Source organism: Pantoea sp. DY-17, from assembly GCF_019795975.1.
GTDB classification, from domain to species: Bacteria; Pseudomonadota; Gammaproteobacteria; order Enterobacterales; family Enterobacteriaceae; genus Pantoea; species Pantoea leporis.
The window spans coordinates 49,494-63,398 of the sequence record NZ_JAIMIG010000005.1 but is presented as its reverse complement, the minus strand read 5'-3'; the positions used below and the strand labels follow the sequence as shown (position 1 = coordinate 63,398).

The following is a 13,905-nucleotide window of genomic DNA, read 5'->3' as shown; positions in this document are numbered from 1 at the left end:
CCATGCGTTTTGAAACCATTTCCGTTATCGGACTGGGCTACATTGGGCTGCCAACGGCAGCCGTTTTTGCCTCAAAGGGAAAGAAAGTCGTTGGGGTGGATATTAATGTCCGCGCCGTTGAAACCATCAATCGTGGCGATATCCATATCGTGGAACCCGAGTTGGGTGATGTGGTGCGCGAAGCCGTGCGTGCCGGTCATCTACGTGCGACTACACAGGCCGAAGCCGCCGATGCATTCCTGATCGCCGTGCCCACGCCGTTTATCGGCGACCATCAGCCGGATCTCAGCTATGTGCAGGCCGCGGCGCTGTCGATTGCACCCGTGTTAAAAGCGGGCGATCTGGTGATCCTCGAATCGACGTCGCCGGTGGGCGCCACCGAGCAAATGGCGGAATGGCTGGCGGCGGCGCGTCCCGATTTGCGTTTCCCGCAGCACGGTGATGCGTGCGATGTGTTTATCGCTTACTGCCCGGAGCGCGTGTTGCCCGGCAAAGTGATGGTTGAACTGCTGGAAAACGATCGCGTCATTGGTGGCATGACGCCAGCCTGTTCCGCACGCGCCAGCGAGCTGTACCGCATTTTCCTGCGCGGCGCGTGTGTGGAAACCAATGCGCGTACCGCCGAGATGTGCAAATTGACAGAAAACAGCTTCCGCGATGTGAATATCGCCTTTGCCAATGAGCTGTCGCTGATTTGCGCCGAGCAGGGCATCAACGTGTGGGAGCTGATAGCGCTGGCGAATCGCCATCCGCGCGTCAACATCCTGCAACCCGGACCGGGCGTCGGCGGGCACTGTATCGCCGTCGATCCGTGGTTTATCGTGGCGCAGAATCCAGAACAGGCGCGACTGATTCGCACCGCACGTGAAGTGAATGATGCCAAACCGGGCTGGGTGCTGGATCAGGTAAAGCAGGCGGTAGCAGAGTGCCTCACCGCCAGCGGAAAAGGCGCCAGTGATGTCACCATTGCCTGCTTTGGTCTGGCCTTCAAACCGAATATTGACGATCTGCGCGAAAGTCCGGCGATGAGCGTCGCCCATCGGATTGCCGAGTGGCACAGCGGCGCAACCTGGGTGGTTGAACCGCATGTGGAAGACATTCCGCAACGTCTGGCGCACGAAGCCACGCTGGTTGCCACGGACGTAGCGCTGCAGCAGGCGGATATTCTGGTGATGTTGGTTGATCACGCACAGTTCCGCGCGATTGATGCGGCCCAGATTGTCCAGCCGTGGATTGTTGATACCAAAGGCGTTTGGCGATGAAACAGTTTCTGGTGACCGGCGGGGCAGGATTTATCGGTTCTGCGCTGGTACGTTTTCTGCTTGAAAACACTGAACACCGCGTGGTGGTGGTCGATAAGCTAAGCTATGCCGGCAATCTGGCGTCGCTGGCGCCGGTGCAACAGAATGCACGTTTCGCCTTCGAACAGGTGGATATTTGCCATCGCGCTGAGCTGGATCGCGTCATGGCACACTATCAACCGGATTGCATTATGCATCTGGCGGCAGAAAGTCATGTTGACCGCTCGATCGATGGACCTATCGCCTTCGTCGAAACCAATATTGTCGGCACCTATCAGCTGCTGGAAGCGGCGCGTCATTACTGGAATGGCATGGCAGATGAACGCAAAAAAGGCTTCATTCTGCACCATATCTCCACTGATGAAGTGTTTGGTGACCTGCACGGTAGCGACGACTTCTTTACCGAAACCACGCCGTATGCGCCGAGCAGCCCCTATTCGGCGACCAAAGCCAGCAGCGATCATCTGGTGCGCGCCTGGCTGCGCACCTACGGTTTGCCGGTCATCATCACTAACTGCTCCAACAATTACGGACCGTATCATTTCCCGGAGAAGCTGATCCCACTCACCATCATTAATGCGCTGGCGGGCAAACCGCTACCAGTGTATGGCAACGGCAGCCAGATACGCGACTGGTTATATGTAGAGGATCACGCGCGGGCACTGTATAGCGTGGTGAGCAGCGGCAAAGTAGGGGAAACCTACAATATTGGTGGTCATAACGAGCGACGTAATCTTGAAGTGGTGGAAACGCTGTGCGATCTGCTGGATGAGTTGGCGCCGCAGCAGCGTGCACCGCACCTGAGCCGCTACCGTGACCTGATTACCTTTGTTAGCGATCGTCCCGGCCACGACCAGCGCTACGCCATCGACGCCAGTAAAATTGAGCGTGAGCTGGGTTGGACGCCGCAGGAAACCTTTGAGAGCGGCATTCGTAAAACCGTGCACTGGTATCTGGCAAACCCGCAATGGTGGCAGGCAATTCTTAACGGCAGCTATCGCGGTGGGCGTCTGGGATTAGCCACGCCGCGTTAAACGCACTTCAGAAGGAGCAGCGATGAAAGGCATTATTTTAGCCGGAGGTTCGGGCACGCGTTTGCATCCGATTACCCGCGCCATCTCGAAACAGCTGTTGCCGGTATATGACAAACCCATGATTTACTATCCGCTGTCGGTACTGATGCTGGCAGGGATTCGCGAAATTTTGATCATCACCACGCCAGAAGATCGCGCCCATTTTGAACGTTTACTGGGCGACGGCAGTGAATTTGGGATTCAGCTAACCTATGCAGAACAACCCCGTCCTGATGGGCTGGCGCAGGCATTTATCATTGGCGAGAGTTTTATTGGTGACGATCACTGTTGTCTGGTGCTGGGCGACAATCTCTATTTCGGCCAGGGTTTCAGCCCCAAGCTGAAGAAAGTGGCCGCGCGCAGCAGCGGCGCGACCGTCTTTGCTTATCAGGTGATGGATCCGGAGCGTTTTGGCGTGGTGGAGTTTGATGACGACTTTAACGCGCTCTCCATTGAGGAAAAACCGCAGCAGCCGAAATCGCGCTGGGCGGTCACCGGCCTCTATTTTTACGATAATCGCGTGGTGGAGTTCGCCAAACAGGTGAAACCTTCCGAGCGCGGTGAGCTGGAAATCACCGCCATCAACCAAATGTATCTCGATCAGGGCGAGCTTGCGGTGGAGTTGCTAGGGCGCGGATTTGCCTGGCTGGATACCGGCACGCACGACAGCCTGATTGAGGCGAGTATGTTTGTGCAGACGGTGGAAAAACGGCAGGGCTTTAAAATTGCCTGCCTGGAAGAGATTGCATGGCGTAACGGCTGGCTGAGCGATGCCCAGCTTTTAGCCGCGGCTCAGGCGCTAACCAAAACCGGCTACGGCCAGTATCTGCTGGATGTTCACAATGCCCGTCCGCGTCAATATTGATTCCCTTACGTGGGAAAATGAGTTCTTCGGTCAGAACAGCGCGCGCTTATCGCTGGATGGCGATTTGACGCTGGCCGAGGCCCTTCAGCAGCCGTATGCGCTGTGGCAAGTGAAGGTGCCCGCTGAACGCGTTGATGCCATCGATGCGCTGAGCCAGCATGGTTTTCAGTTAGTGGAAGGCGAAGCTGACCTTTCCCTCAGCATCAAACATACCGAGCGGCAAGTTGGCGTGCGCATTGCGCGGGAAGCACAAATCCCGGCACTGCGTGAAGCGGCTGCGCAGGCGTTTAGCCAAAGTCGCTTCCGCGCGCCGTGGTTTGCTGCGGCGGACAGCGGACGTTTCTACGCGCAGTGGATTGAAAATGCGGTGCGCGGCACCTTTGATAATCAATGTCTGGTGGCCTGCGATGAGCAGGGCGCGCTGCAAGGTTTCGTCTCGATGCGCGAAGTGGACGGCGACATGCGCATCGGTCTGCTGGCGGTATTGCCCGCCGCACAAGGTTGCGGCGTCGGCCAGCGCCTGCTGCTCGCCGCCGCCGACTGGGGCCGCGTGCGTCAGCTAACGCATCTGCGCGTGGCGACCCAGCTCAGCAATCTCACGGCGTTGCGCCTCTATTTACGCAGCGGTGCGCGGCTGGAAAGCACCGCTTACTGGTTCTACAGGAAAGCCTCATGATCCCATTTAATGCGCCGCCGATTGTCGGCAGCGAAGTTGAATATATGCAGTCGGCGATGGCCAGCGGCAAGCTGTGCGGCGATGGCGGCTTTACTCGCCGCTGCCAGCAGTGGATGGAACAGCATTTCGGCAGCAAAAAAGTGCTGCTGACGCCATCCTGCACCGCGTCGCTGGAGATGGCGGCGCTACTGATTGACCTGCAGCCTGGCGATGAAGTGATCATGCCGAGCTACACCTTCGTCTCCACCGCCAACGCCTTTGTGCTGCGCGGCGCGACCATTGTGTTTGTCGATGTGCGCCCCGATACGCTAAATATCGATGAAACGCTGATTGAAGCGGCGATCACGCCGAAAACCCGCGCCATCGTGCCAGTGCATTACGCGGGCGTGGCCTGCGAGATGGACAGCATCATGGCGCTGGCGGTGAAGCATAAACTCTATGTTATCGAGGATGCCGCGCAAGGCGTGATGTCGCAGTACAAAGGACGCGCGCTCGGCACCATTGGTCACATTGGCTGCTTTAGCTTTCACGAAACTAAAAATTACACCGCCGGCGGTGAAGGCGGCGCAACGCTGATCAATGACGCGAAGCTGGTGGATCGTGCCGAGATCATTCGTGAAAAAGGCACCAACCGCAGCCAGTTTTTCCGTGGTCAGGTAGATAAATATACCTGGCGCGATATTGGCTCCAGCTATTTGATGGCGGATTTGCAGGCGGCCTATTTGTGGGCGCAGCTGGAAGCGGCGGATCAAATTAATCAGCAGCGTTTGCGTTTGTGGCAACGCTACTACGATGCGCTGCAGCCGCTGGCTGCTGCCGGCCGTATTGAGCTGCCGGTAGTGCCAAAAAATTGCCGCCACAATGCACATATGTTCTACATCAAGCTGCGCGACAGCGACGATCGTCAGGCGCTGATCAACTGGATGAAAGAGGCGGAAATCCTCACGGTGTTCCATTACATCCCGCTGCACTCGTCGCCAGCGGGTGAACGTTTTGGCCGCTTCCACGGTGATGATGCCTTTACCACGCGTGAAAGCGAGCGCCTGCTGCGCCTGCCGCTGTTCTACAACTTATCGGATAACAACCAGCGTACGGTGATCAGTTCGCTGCTGAGTTTCTTTGCCTGATGTCATTAGCAAAAGCATCAGTCTGGACCGCTTCTTCCACGCTGGTAAAAATCGTTGCTGGCCTGCTGGTGGTGAAACTGTTAGCGATAAGCTTCGGACCCGAAGGGATCGGGCAAGCCGGTAACTTCCGCCAGTTGATTACTGTACTCGGCGTATTGGCCGGCGCGGGCATCTTTAACGGCGTCACTACGTTAGTCGCGCAACATCAGCAACAGCCACAACAACTGCGCGCGGTGACCGGCACGGCTTCGGCGATTGTGCTCGGTTTTTCAACGCTGCTGGCGCTGGTGTTTTTGCTGGCGGCAACGCCCATCAGCACGGCGCTGTTTGGTCATGCTGAATATGCCAACGTGGTGCGCATTGTTGCCTTTCTACAGCTCGGTATTGCCTGGGCCAATCTGACGCTGGCGTTGCTGAAGGGCTTCCGCGATGCGCGCGGCAATTCGCTGGCGCTGATTGCCGGAAGTATCGTCGGCGTGCTGGGTTATGTGCTGTGCTGGTGGCTGGGCGGCTATGCTGGTGCGTTAGTGGGGTTGGCGCTGGTGCCGGCGCTGCTGGTGTTTCCGGCGTTGCTGATGCTACGTCGCCATCGCGATCGGCTGCCGCTGAGCTGGCTGATGCCAGGCTGGCATCCTGACCTGGCGCGCAATCTGGCGAAGTTTACGCTGATGGCGCTGATCACCTCATTCACCTTGCCGGTGGCGTGGGTGATGATGCGAAATCTGCTGGCCGAGCAGCAAGGTTGGGCGCAGGTCGGTTTATGGCAGGGCGTGACCAGTATTTCCGATGCCTACCTGCAATTTATCACCGCCACCTTTAGCGTCTGGCTGCTGCCCACGCTGGCGCGGCTGGAGCAGAAACCGCAAATCGCCCGTGAGATTGGGCGTGCGCTGCGCTTTGTGTTACCTGCCGTCGCAGCGGCCAGTTTCTGCGTATGGCTGCTGCGCGATGTCGCTATCTGGCTGCTGTTTTCGCCGCAGTTCAGCGCGATGCGTGACCTTTTCATCTGGCAGTTGTGCGGTGATGTGTTTAAAGTCGGCGCCTATGTTTTCGGATATCTGGTGATCGCCAAAGCGTCACTGCGCTTCTATATTCTGACGGAAATCAGCCAGTTTGCCCTGCTGACCGGTTTTTCCCATTGGCTGATTCCGCTGCACGGGACCGCCGGGGCCGCGCAGGCTTACATGGCAACCTACGTTCTCTATTTCGCCCTTTGTTGTGGCGCCTTCATGATTTATTGCCGGAAAAAATGACGACTTTTCACGTATTGGGATCGGATATCCCGCATCACAATCATACGGTGCTGCGCTTCTTTGATGACGTGATGAGCGCCGAGCTGCCTGGCGCTGCGCCGCGTCAGTTTATGGTGGTATCCAGCGCGCCCGAAACGCTGCAAGCGTATGCTTCATTGCAGATTGAAACCTTTGCCAGCAAGCGTGCGCTGGCGCAAGCGGTGGTGACGCGTGCTGCCGATCGCTCGCAGCGCTTCTTCTTTCACGGCCAGTTTAATCCCAGCATTTGGTTGGCCTTGCTGAGCGGCAAACTGCGTCGTCAGCAGGCGTTCTGGCACGTATGGGGCGCGGATCTCTACGAAGAAGGGCGCGGCCTTAAGTATCAGCTGTTTTATCTGCTGCGCAGAATGGCGCAAGGGCGCGTGGCGCGCGTGTTTGCGACGCGCGGTGATTTGCACCATTTCCAGCAGCGTCATCCGCGCGTTCCCGCCTCGCGGCTCTATTTCCCGACGCGCATGCCGGACGTGGCGCTGCCTGCGCCAGAGGAAAGCCCCGATTTCACTATTCTGCTCGGTAACTCCGGCGATCGCAGTAATCGTCACATTGCCGGTTTAGAGGCGATTCGAGCCCAGTTTGGTGAACAGGTGAAAATCGTCGTGCCGCTCGGTTATCCGCAGAACAATCACGCTTACATCGATGAGATTGCCGCCGCCGCACAGCGCCTGTTCCCGGCGGGGCAAGTGACGCTGCTGCGCGACAAGATCGACTTTGATGCCTATCTGACATTGCTTAGCCGCTGCCAGCTCGGCTATTTTATGTTCGAGCGCCAGCAAGGCATTGGTACGCTTTGCTTGCTGATTCAGGCCAATATTCCGTTTGTGCTGAACCGCAAAAATCCGTTCTGGCGCGATCTTAGCGAGCAAGGTTTGCCGGTGCTGTTTAGCGAAGATGCGCTGGATAGCGCCAGCGTGGCCGAAGCGCAACGGCAATTAGCGCAGTGCGATCACTCTTCGATTGCCTTTTTTGCCCCCGGCTATCTGGCAGGCTGGCGCGACGCGCTAACCCTGAGTGAAAGGGAGAGAACATGAGCCTGATGCAGTTTAGTGGTCTGCTGGTGGTTTATCTGTGTTCGCTGGGTTTCATTCTGACCCTAACCTGGCGGGAATTTAAACGGGTGCGCTTCAACTTCCACCTGTTCTTCACCATTTTGTTTTTACTGACCTTCTATTTCGGCTTCCCGCTGACCAGCGTGCTGGTATTCCGCTTTAACGTGGCGGTGGTGCCGCCGGAATATCTGCTGCAGGCGCTGCTGGCCGCTACCAGCTTTTATGCCATCTATTACGTTAGCTATAAGGTGCGGCTGCGGCCGGCCAATGCGCCTGCGCGCAAACCCTGGCTGCAGATGAACCGGGTTGAAACCCATCTGACCTGTCTGCTGCTGGCGCTGGTGGCGATTGGCACGGTAACGGTGTTCTTTATGCACAACGGCCTGCTGCTGTTCCGGCTTTCGGCTTACAACCAGATCTTCTCCAGCGAAGTGTCCGGCGTGGCGCTTAAACGCTTCTTCTACTTCTTTATTCCGGCGATGCTGATTCGCTACTTCCTCAAGCCAACCCAGCGTCAGTGGCTGTGGTTTTTGCTGGTGTCGGTGGCATTTGGCTTGCTGACCTACGCGCTGGTGGGCGGCACGCGCGCCAATATCATTATCGCGTTCGCGCTGTTCTTGTTTATTGGCATTACGCGCGGCTGGATCACACTGTGGATGCTGGTTGGCGCCGGTGTGATGGCGATTGGCGGTATGTTCTGGCTGGCGTTGCGTCGCTATAACCTCGACGTGGTGGGCGATGAAGCGTTTTATACCTTCCTTTATCTGACGCGCGATACCTTCTCGCCGTGGGAAAATCTGGCGCTGTTACTGCAAAACTACGACAAGATCGATTTTCAGGGGCTGGCACCGATTTGGCGCGATTTCTACGTGTTCATTCCCAGCTGGATGTGGCCGGGACGTCCAACAGCCATTCTTAACAGCGCTAACTACTTTACCTGGGAAGTGCTGAATAACCATTCCGGCTTGGCGATCTCGCCCACGCTGTTGGGTTCGCTAGTGGTGATGGGCGGCGTGTGGTTTATCCCAATCGGTGCGGTGGCTGTCGGCCTGCTGATGAAAGGCTTCGATAACCTTTATCTGTATGGCCGCGATACCAGCAATCGTTACAGCGGGGCGATTTTGCAGAGTTTCTGCTTCGGCGCGGTGTTTAATATGATCGTGCTGGCGCGTGAAGGGCTGGATGCTTTCGGCTCGCGCGTGGTGTTCTTTTGTCTGATTTTTGCGGCCTGTATGTGGGCGGCTAAATTGCTTTACTGGCTGTTGGCGCGCGCGGGGTTGATTCGTCCGCGCAGCGAGCCGGTTTTACACAGCCCTTCTTAACCTTTGGGCACAACGGGAAATTCATACCATGGAAACCGATAAGCCGCGCTATAGCCTGCGCGGAGTCGATCTTCACGCCTTCAACGATATGGCGAGCTTTCTGCGCTTTCTGCTGCCCGAGGGTAAACCGCGTTGCGGCACGCTGGTGGCGATGAATGCCGAGAAAATGCTCACGCTGGAAGAAGATGCGCAGCTACGCGCACTGATCGCTGAGGCTGAGTTCAAATATCCGGATGGCATCAGCATCGTCCGTTCGCTGCGTAAGAAGTATCCTCAGCTGCAGGTGAACCGCATCGCAGGCGCGGATTTATGGGAAGCGCTGATGGAGAGTGCAGGGCGTAGCGGCATTCCGGTGTTTCTGATTGGTGGACGTCAGGCGGTGCTGCAGGAAACCTGCGACAAGCTGCGCCGACAGTGGAATGTGAATATCGTTGGCAGTCAGGATGGTTACTTTGCGCCTGAAGCGCGCGACGCGCTGTTTGCCCGCATCGCCGCGAGTGGTGCGCAGATTGTCACGGTGGCGCAAGGTTCGCCGCGCCAGGAGCTGTTGATGCGTGATTGCCGCGCCCATTGGCCGCATGCGCTCTATATGGGCGTTGGTGGCACTTACGATGTGTTTACTGGGCACGTTAAGCGCGCGCCCGTTTGGTGGCAAAAGTCCGGACTGGAATGGCTTTATCGCCTTATTCGTCAGCCTTCGCGTCTGCGTCGCCAATTAAAGCTGCTGAAATACTTACGCTACCATTGGCGGGGCGACCTCTGAAATTGCTGGTTTTTCCAGCGAAAATGAGAGGGTAAGCGCCTCAAACTGCTGTAATTATCGATGGAATGCACAAAGCGTAATCAAACGCGTTTTTTTTCTAAAAAAGGGCTGGACAGTATGAGGTCAAGCCCGTAGTATGCCCATCCGCAACGGCGCTACGCGCCCGTAGCTCAGCTGGATAGAGCGCTGCCCTCCGGAGGCAGAGGTCTCAGGTTCGAATCCTGTCGGGCGCGCCATTTAGTTTGTGCGCAAGAGCTTCGGTGGTTGGTTAGACCGCGTTATGCAGTGAATTAGTAAGCGAAACACGCTTACGCACCAGAATTATGGTGGCTATAGCTCAGTTGGTAGAGCCCTGGATTGTGATTCCAGTTGTCGTGGGTTCGAGTCCCATTAGCCACCCCAGATTTTGCTCGGTCACGCGATGGTGGCGGAATTGGTAGACGCGCTAGCTTCAGGTGTTAGTGTTCTTACGGACGTGAGGGTTCAAGTCCCTCCCTTCGCACCAGGCAAAATTACGCTGTAGCGTTAAAGAAGTAAAAAATCGGCGAGTAGCGCAGCTTGGTAGCGCAACTGGTTTGGGACCAGTGGGTCGGAGGTTCGAATCCTCTCTCGCCGACCATATTCGAAAAGCCTGCTTGAAAAAGCAGGCTTTTTTCGTTTGTATCCGCCATTCATATTCTCAACTCTTCCCATCATTTCCTTTGAGCGTAATTCCGCACATTGTCGCTATTTAGATACATATAACTCATTGATTTATATGGGCATGACAATTCCTTGCATAGCTTGTCGTTCTGCGGAGACAGCTTATTGAATGATCGTCGCGTTTTACCGACAGTGGCTAACACCGGGATTGTGGCAGGGACTATATCCTGTTGATATTAAATAGCTTATTGCACGTGCTGCAACTTTGGCACGTCTTGTGCAATAATCTACCTGTAGATGCTCATTCCACCTCTTATGTTTGCTGATGCTACATAAACCTGGGAATGATGCAGAGCCCCTTACGGCATCCGTTGTCCAGCCTGGCAGTATTTGCGCACGCTTTACTGCAGTAAGAAGGACATTACGTTGAGTCGGATGCCATCAGTTGTCTTAACGACCTGATCTTACACCTGCTTATGGCAGGTGTTTTTTTGTCTGTAATATGGCGAAGGGTAGATTCGGCTTCGGAACGCAAGGTTCAGTTAAGCCGCTTCGGGTTTTGCGATGAGTTCACTGGTCACGCGTATATCGAACTCAGTGAAAAGTGCGGTAGGAATTTTTTTTTTGCCTATCTTCTTCAGGCTCACAAAGCCGTGACCTTCCAACGTTTTCAGCGTCGCAGACAGATTACTGACTCGACGTCCCGAAAGCTCCGCCAGCTCTGTAACGGTCTGAGGTTTGCGCTCGTGCATAAGCTTGAGAAGTAGGATGTTCTCATTGCTAAGCACCTGCGCAATCGCGTTTACGGACGCAAACCAAACTTTGGGTTCATCAGCCTCAGGTTTGTACTGCCCACTCGCAATGCTCAGCATGCGATTACGCATATTCTCTGGAGAAATAATGCCGATGAGCGCTTTCATGATTTACCCTCTTTTTCACCAATGATTTTGTCTACATTTTCCAGAAAGTCTTCGAGCAGTTGGCTGGCCGAAACAAAGAAATAGGGCTGCCCAGAATCAACAGAGGTTTTATGCAGATGGTCATAAACCGTCCATTTACCTGAAAAACCTCTCTTCGGCGGCTTAATGGCATGAGCGTTATCTATGCCGAAGATGCGGGTGTTGTAATTGTTATGGAAGGTAAGATTGTACCTTATGCCATGCGGCCTGAACTTCGACGGTGCTTCTTTACGAACCTCAATTTTCCACCAATATCCGCTCTCATAAGTAAATCGATATCCATCCATGTCGATCAGCGTATTTAATCCGTAGTCTTCATCATCCATATACTTATGACCCGATCATAACAAATCTATGTTGCTGTGTAAAATTTCATCAGGCCCACACGGTAATGATCGAAACAGATCAGGATATTGATTAGCGATAAATTGCAGGCAAAAAAAAGCCGGGACAAGCCCGGCGTGCACAAAAGTAACAATCGTAAAATCAGGCGCTGGAATTGGTCTTCAGCGTGAGTAGCAGGCCTTCACGACGCATTTTGGCAGCATCTTCCGGGCGATGCAGGCGGTCGTAAACATCGGCCAGCCAGGCATAATCAAACGCATCCGGACGCTGCGCCAGCGCTTGCTGGAACGCTTCTGCTGCCTGCTGCCATTCCCCATGACGCATCAGCAGCTGACCCAACGTGCTATGGAGCAGCGGCGTGGCGCCATGCTGTTTAATCTGCTGACGCAATGCTTTCTCCAGAGATTGCGGATCGCCACTTTTGATGCGCGGCATCAGCAATACCAGACGATCGTCATATTGACGTTTCAGACCTTCCAGCACGATGCTCTGTGCGGTATCCGGATCGTCACACTCAATCAGATGTTCTGCCATCGCCACCTGCAAGGCGGTTTCCTGACGCGTTTTGCGGCTCTGGTTTTGCCACCATTTCTTCAAACCGTCGCTGCCTTGATCGGCCATCGCCTGGTTCATCAGGCCCAGCCAGGCTTGCTGCTGCAAGGCATCGCGCTGTGCTTCATCATTGATCTGCACTTTCTGCATCGCAGGCAGAATGTCGAGCAATGCGCCCCATGCGCCGGTACGAATATAGGCTTGTTCTGCCAGACGCAACACTTCCGGATGGCGCGGCGCGACTTCCAGCAGGCGATCAACGCCATGGCGTGCCGCATGATCTTCGTTGCGCGCCAGTTGCAGACGTACGCGTGTGATTTCAACCGGAATCGTGTCATTCACCGACAGCTCAGAAGCGCGCTCCAGATGCTGATTAGCACGGATTTCGTCACCGCGTTGCTGTGCCGCTTCGGCAGCCAGCAAGTAGTTTGCCACTGGCTGATCGGCGTGGTCGGCATTTTTCGACAGCAGTTTTTCGGCCTGTTTAAAGTCACCTTCCGCCAGTTTCATCAGCGCGCTTTGCGTGTGACGCTGCGCGCTACGGCGCTTGCGGCCGGTGAACCAGCCGCGTGTGCGTGCGCCGGTACGGAATAGGCGACGCAGAATCCATTCCACCAACAAAATCACCAGCAGGCTGAGGATCAAGATGATCGCCAGGCCGGTTACGCTGGTTTCAATGTTCCAGTTGTCGGTTTGGATCAGCACGTAGCCCTGATGGCCGGCTACCATCGGTCCAACCACAATGCCCGCAATCAGCAGCAGGAAAAGCACCAATACTTTCAGCATGGTTAGCCTCCTTGTTGATCAGCAGCAACCGATGGCTGAGCCAGCAAATTACGTACGCGGGTTTGCATCAGTTTTTCCAGCAGCGGCTGGCTTTCCAGCGTATCCGGCACATCCATTGAAATGCTTTGCTGGCTCAATTCATCCAGCTGTGCAAGGAAGGCTTTGGTGGCGGCATCGTTGGTGTCATACCAGGCGCGAACCCAGGTTGATACCGCATCGATAGACTGTTTGTAGATCTCATCCTGATGACGCGGTACGGCCTGAGCCGCAATCAGCAGGCGCGAACGAATGTTTTCGCGCAGGTAAACGTCCTGATTCGGTGCCAGCAGCGGCTGCGCGGTGTTGTCGCGGCGGCGGATGGTGATGAAATCATCCATAAAGTTATGCCAGCTTTTCACCAGATTTTGACGCCATTCGTGCAGCGAACTGGAGAGTTCACCGCCATCGGCGTCCATAGGCGAATCATCGCTGTCGTTGTCGGCCAGGCGTAGATTATCGACGCCGTTCGACAGCTGATTAAGCTTGAGGATGGTGCCGTCATAATCAACCTGGCTGACGGCGGAGAGTGAACTGATGTCCTGCGTTAAGGCGCGACGCACGTTCATCACACTCGGATCGTTCATGTCGGCCAGGCTGGAATCAGCACTTTTCAATAACGCTGCCGCGGTGGTGACATCCTGATCGCTCCACAGTTTGCGGCCCGCCAGTTTGACGAGGTAGTCCGCTTGCGCCAGTAGCCAGGTACGCGTGTCGTTTCCAGAGATGGTAGCGACTTTATCACGCAGGGTTTCCAGCTCTTTTGCGCTGTTATCCTGCTGCGTGCGCGCCTGCTGTAAGGCGCTGTTGGCGCTATCCAGCTGTTGCGTCAGCTGCTGTTTGTCGCTGCCCAGTTGCTGCTGCAAGGCGCTCAGCTGCTCACTGAGATTCTGGTTAGTTTGAGCCTGTAAATCGGCCTGGTGTTTCCCATTAAGGTAAAGTCCCGCCCCAATCGCCAGCGCAATCACAATCGCCACGGCACTCAACACCTTGCCATCGCCTTTTTTATCGCGAGGTGGTTTGGTTGCTGGCGAGGGAGAATTGTCCGCTGGGGTGGTTTCTTCAACCATGGCGGAGGAGGCTTTTTGTTCCGTCATTATGGCTCATCCCATTGTTAAGT

The 13,905-nt window shown here is 55.5% G+C and carries 13 protein-coding genes and 4 tRNA genes; 13 read left to right on the top strand and 4 right to left on the bottom strand.

Translation table 11 applies throughout. The annotated features are described in order from the left end of the window. Positions 1-2: 2 nt before the first annotated feature. From wecC to K5Y33_RS19885, 13 genes are all read left to right on the top strand, one after another. Entirely contained in the window at positions 3-1,262 is a 1,260-nt protein-coding gene (gene wecC, locus K5Y33_RS19945) for a UDP-N-acetyl-D-mannosamine dehydrogenase (RefSeq protein WP_222234961.1), read from the top strand. After that, complete coding sequence (rfbB, locus tag K5Y33_RS19940; RefSeq protein WP_222234960.1) at positions 1,259-2,335, top strand: dTDP-glucose 4,6-dehydratase; 1,077 nt, start codon at positions 1,259-1,261, stop codon at positions 2,333-2,335. The genes wecC and rfbB overlap by 4 nt, the downstream gene beginning before the upstream one ends. 22 nt (positions 2,336-2,357) lie before the next feature. Beyond that, positions 2,358-3,239, top strand: a complete 882-nt coding sequence (gene rfbA, locus K5Y33_RS19935; protein WP_101763770.1) for a glucose-1-phosphate thymidylyltransferase RfbA — start codon at positions 2,358-2,360, stop codon at positions 3,237-3,239. Beyond that, on the top strand, positions 3,217-3,915 hold the full coding sequence (rffC, locus tag K5Y33_RS19930; RefSeq protein ID WP_101763769.1) for a dTDP-4-amino-4,6-dideoxy-D-galactose acyltransferase: 699 nt from the start codon (positions 3,217-3,219) through the stop codon (positions 3,913-3,915). Before rfbA ends, rffC begins: the two co-directional genes overlap by 23 nt. Next, entirely contained in the window at positions 3,912-5,042 is a 1,131-nt protein-coding gene (rffA, locus tag K5Y33_RS19925; protein ID WP_222234959.1) for a dTDP-4-amino-4,6-dideoxygalactose transaminase, read from the top strand. The genes rffC and rffA overlap by 4 nt, the downstream gene beginning before the upstream one ends. Continuing rightward, the gene (gene wzxE, locus K5Y33_RS19920) at positions 5,042-6,295 is read left to right on the top strand and encodes a lipid III flippase WzxE (protein ID WP_222234958.1); all 1,254 of its coding nucleotides are present in this window, start codon (positions 5,042-5,044) and stop codon (positions 6,293-6,295) included. Before rffA ends, wzxE begins: the two co-directional genes overlap by 1 nt. Continuing rightward, a complete protein-coding gene (locus K5Y33_RS19915; RefSeq protein WP_222234957.1) occupies positions 6,292-7,362 on the top strand; it encodes a TDP-N-acetylfucosamine:lipid II N-acetylfucosaminyltransferase in 1,071 nt (356 codons plus the stop codon). Before wzxE ends, K5Y33_RS19915 begins: the two co-directional genes overlap by 4 nt. Then, positions 7,359-8,702 carry an ECA oligosaccharide polymerase gene (gene wzyE / locus K5Y33_RS19910; protein WP_192236885.1) on the top strand — a complete coding sequence of 448 codons (1,344 nt, stop codon included), beginning with the start codon at positions 7,359-7,361 and terminating at the stop codon, positions 8,700-8,702. Before K5Y33_RS19915 ends, wzyE begins: the two co-directional genes overlap by 4 nt. 28 nt (positions 8,703-8,730) lie before the next feature. Next, the gene (gene wecG, locus K5Y33_RS19905) at positions 8,731-9,465 is read left to right on the top strand and encodes a lipopolysaccharide N-acetylmannosaminouronosyltransferase (RefSeq protein WP_101763764.1); all 735 of its coding nucleotides are present in this window, start codon (positions 8,731-8,733) and stop codon (positions 9,463-9,465) included. 159 nt (positions 9,466-9,624) lie between these two features. After that, positions 9,625-9,701, top strand: a tRNA-Arg gene (locus K5Y33_RS19900). A 90-nt stretch (positions 9,702-9,791) separates the two neighbouring features. Then, a tRNA-His gene (locus K5Y33_RS19895) sits at positions 9,792-9,867 on the top strand. 16 nt (positions 9,868-9,883) lie between these two features. After that, positions 9,884-9,970: transfer RNA gene (locus K5Y33_RS19890), tRNA-Leu, on the top strand. Between the two features lie 37 nt (positions 9,971-10,007). Next, positions 10,008-10,084: transfer RNA gene (locus K5Y33_RS19885), tRNA-Pro, on the top strand. Positions 10,085-10,649: 565 nt separating this feature from the next. Here the strand turns inward: K5Y33_RS19885 and K5Y33_RS19880 are convergent. The 4 genes from K5Y33_RS19880 to hemX all read right to left on the bottom strand — a co-directional run bounded on the left by K5Y33_RS19880 (position 10,650) and on the right by hemX (position 13,882). Next, positions 10,650-11,027, bottom strand: coding sequence for a MarR family transcriptional regulator (locus K5Y33_RS19880; protein ID WP_110867920.1), 378 nt, complete (start codon positions 11,025-11,027; stop codon positions 10,650-10,652). Continuing rightward, entirely contained in the window at positions 11,024-11,392 is a 369-nt protein-coding gene (locus tag K5Y33_RS19875; RefSeq protein ID WP_101763762.1) for a DUF6516 family protein, read from the bottom strand. The genes K5Y33_RS19880 and K5Y33_RS19875 overlap by 4 nt, the downstream gene beginning before the upstream one ends. A 160-nt stretch (positions 11,393-11,552) precedes the next feature. Continuing rightward, complete coding sequence (gene hemY, locus K5Y33_RS19870) at positions 11,553-12,749, bottom strand: protoheme IX biogenesis protein HemY (RefSeq protein ID WP_222234956.1); 1,197 nt, start codon at positions 12,747-12,749, stop codon at positions 11,553-11,555. A 2-nt stretch (positions 12,750-12,751) separates the two neighbouring features. Then, on the bottom strand, positions 12,752-13,882 hold the full coding sequence (gene hemX, locus K5Y33_RS19865; RefSeq protein WP_101763760.1) for a uroporphyrinogen-III C-methyltransferase: 1,131 nt from the start codon (positions 13,880-13,882) through the stop codon (positions 12,752-12,754). Between the last annotated feature and the right edge of the window lie 23 nt (positions 13,883-13,905).

Coding starts and splice junctions, on each gene's coding strand:
- wecC (WP_222234961.1), top strand. CDS start 3: ATGCGTTTTGAAACCATTTCCGTTATCGGACTGGGCTACATTGGGCTG.
- rfbB (WP_222234960.1), top strand. CDS start 1,259: ATGAAACAGTTTCTGGTGACCGGCGGGGCAGGATTTATCGGTTCTGCG.
- rfbA (WP_101763770.1), top strand. CDS start 2,358: ATGAAAGGCATTATTTTAGCCGGAGGTTCGGGCACGCGTTTGCATCCG.
- rffC (WP_101763769.1), top strand. CDS start 3,217: ATGCCCGTCCGCGTCAATATTGATTCCCTTACGTGGGAAAATGAGTTC.
- rffA (WP_222234959.1), top strand. CDS start 3,912: ATGATCCCATTTAATGCGCCGCCGATTGTCGGCAGCGAAGTTGAATAT.
- wzxE (WP_222234958.1), top strand. CDS start 5,042: ATGTCATTAGCAAAAGCATCAGTCTGGACCGCTTCTTCCACGCTGGTA.
- K5Y33_RS19915 (WP_222234957.1), top strand. CDS start 6,292: ATGACGACTTTTCACGTATTGGGATCGGATATCCCGCATCACAATCAT.
- wzyE (WP_192236885.1), top strand. CDS start 7,359: ATGAGCCTGATGCAGTTTAGTGGTCTGCTGGTGGTTTATCTGTGTTCG.
- wecG (WP_101763764.1), top strand. CDS start 8,731: ATGGAAACCGATAAGCCGCGCTATAGCCTGCGCGGAGTCGATCTTCAC.
- K5Y33_RS19880 (WP_110867920.1), bottom strand. CDS start 11,027: ATGAAAGCGCTCATCGGCATTATTTCTCCAGAGAATATGCGTAATCGC.
- K5Y33_RS19875 (WP_101763762.1), bottom strand. CDS start 11,392: ATGGATGATGAAGACTACGGATTAAATACGCTGATCGACATGGATGGA.
- hemY (WP_222234956.1), bottom strand. CDS start 12,749: ATGCTGAAAGTATTGGTGCTTTTCCTGCTGCTGATTGCGGGCATTGTG.
- hemX (WP_101763760.1), bottom strand. CDS start 13,882: ATGACGGAACAAAAAGCCTCCTCCGCCATGGTTGAAGAAACCACCCCA.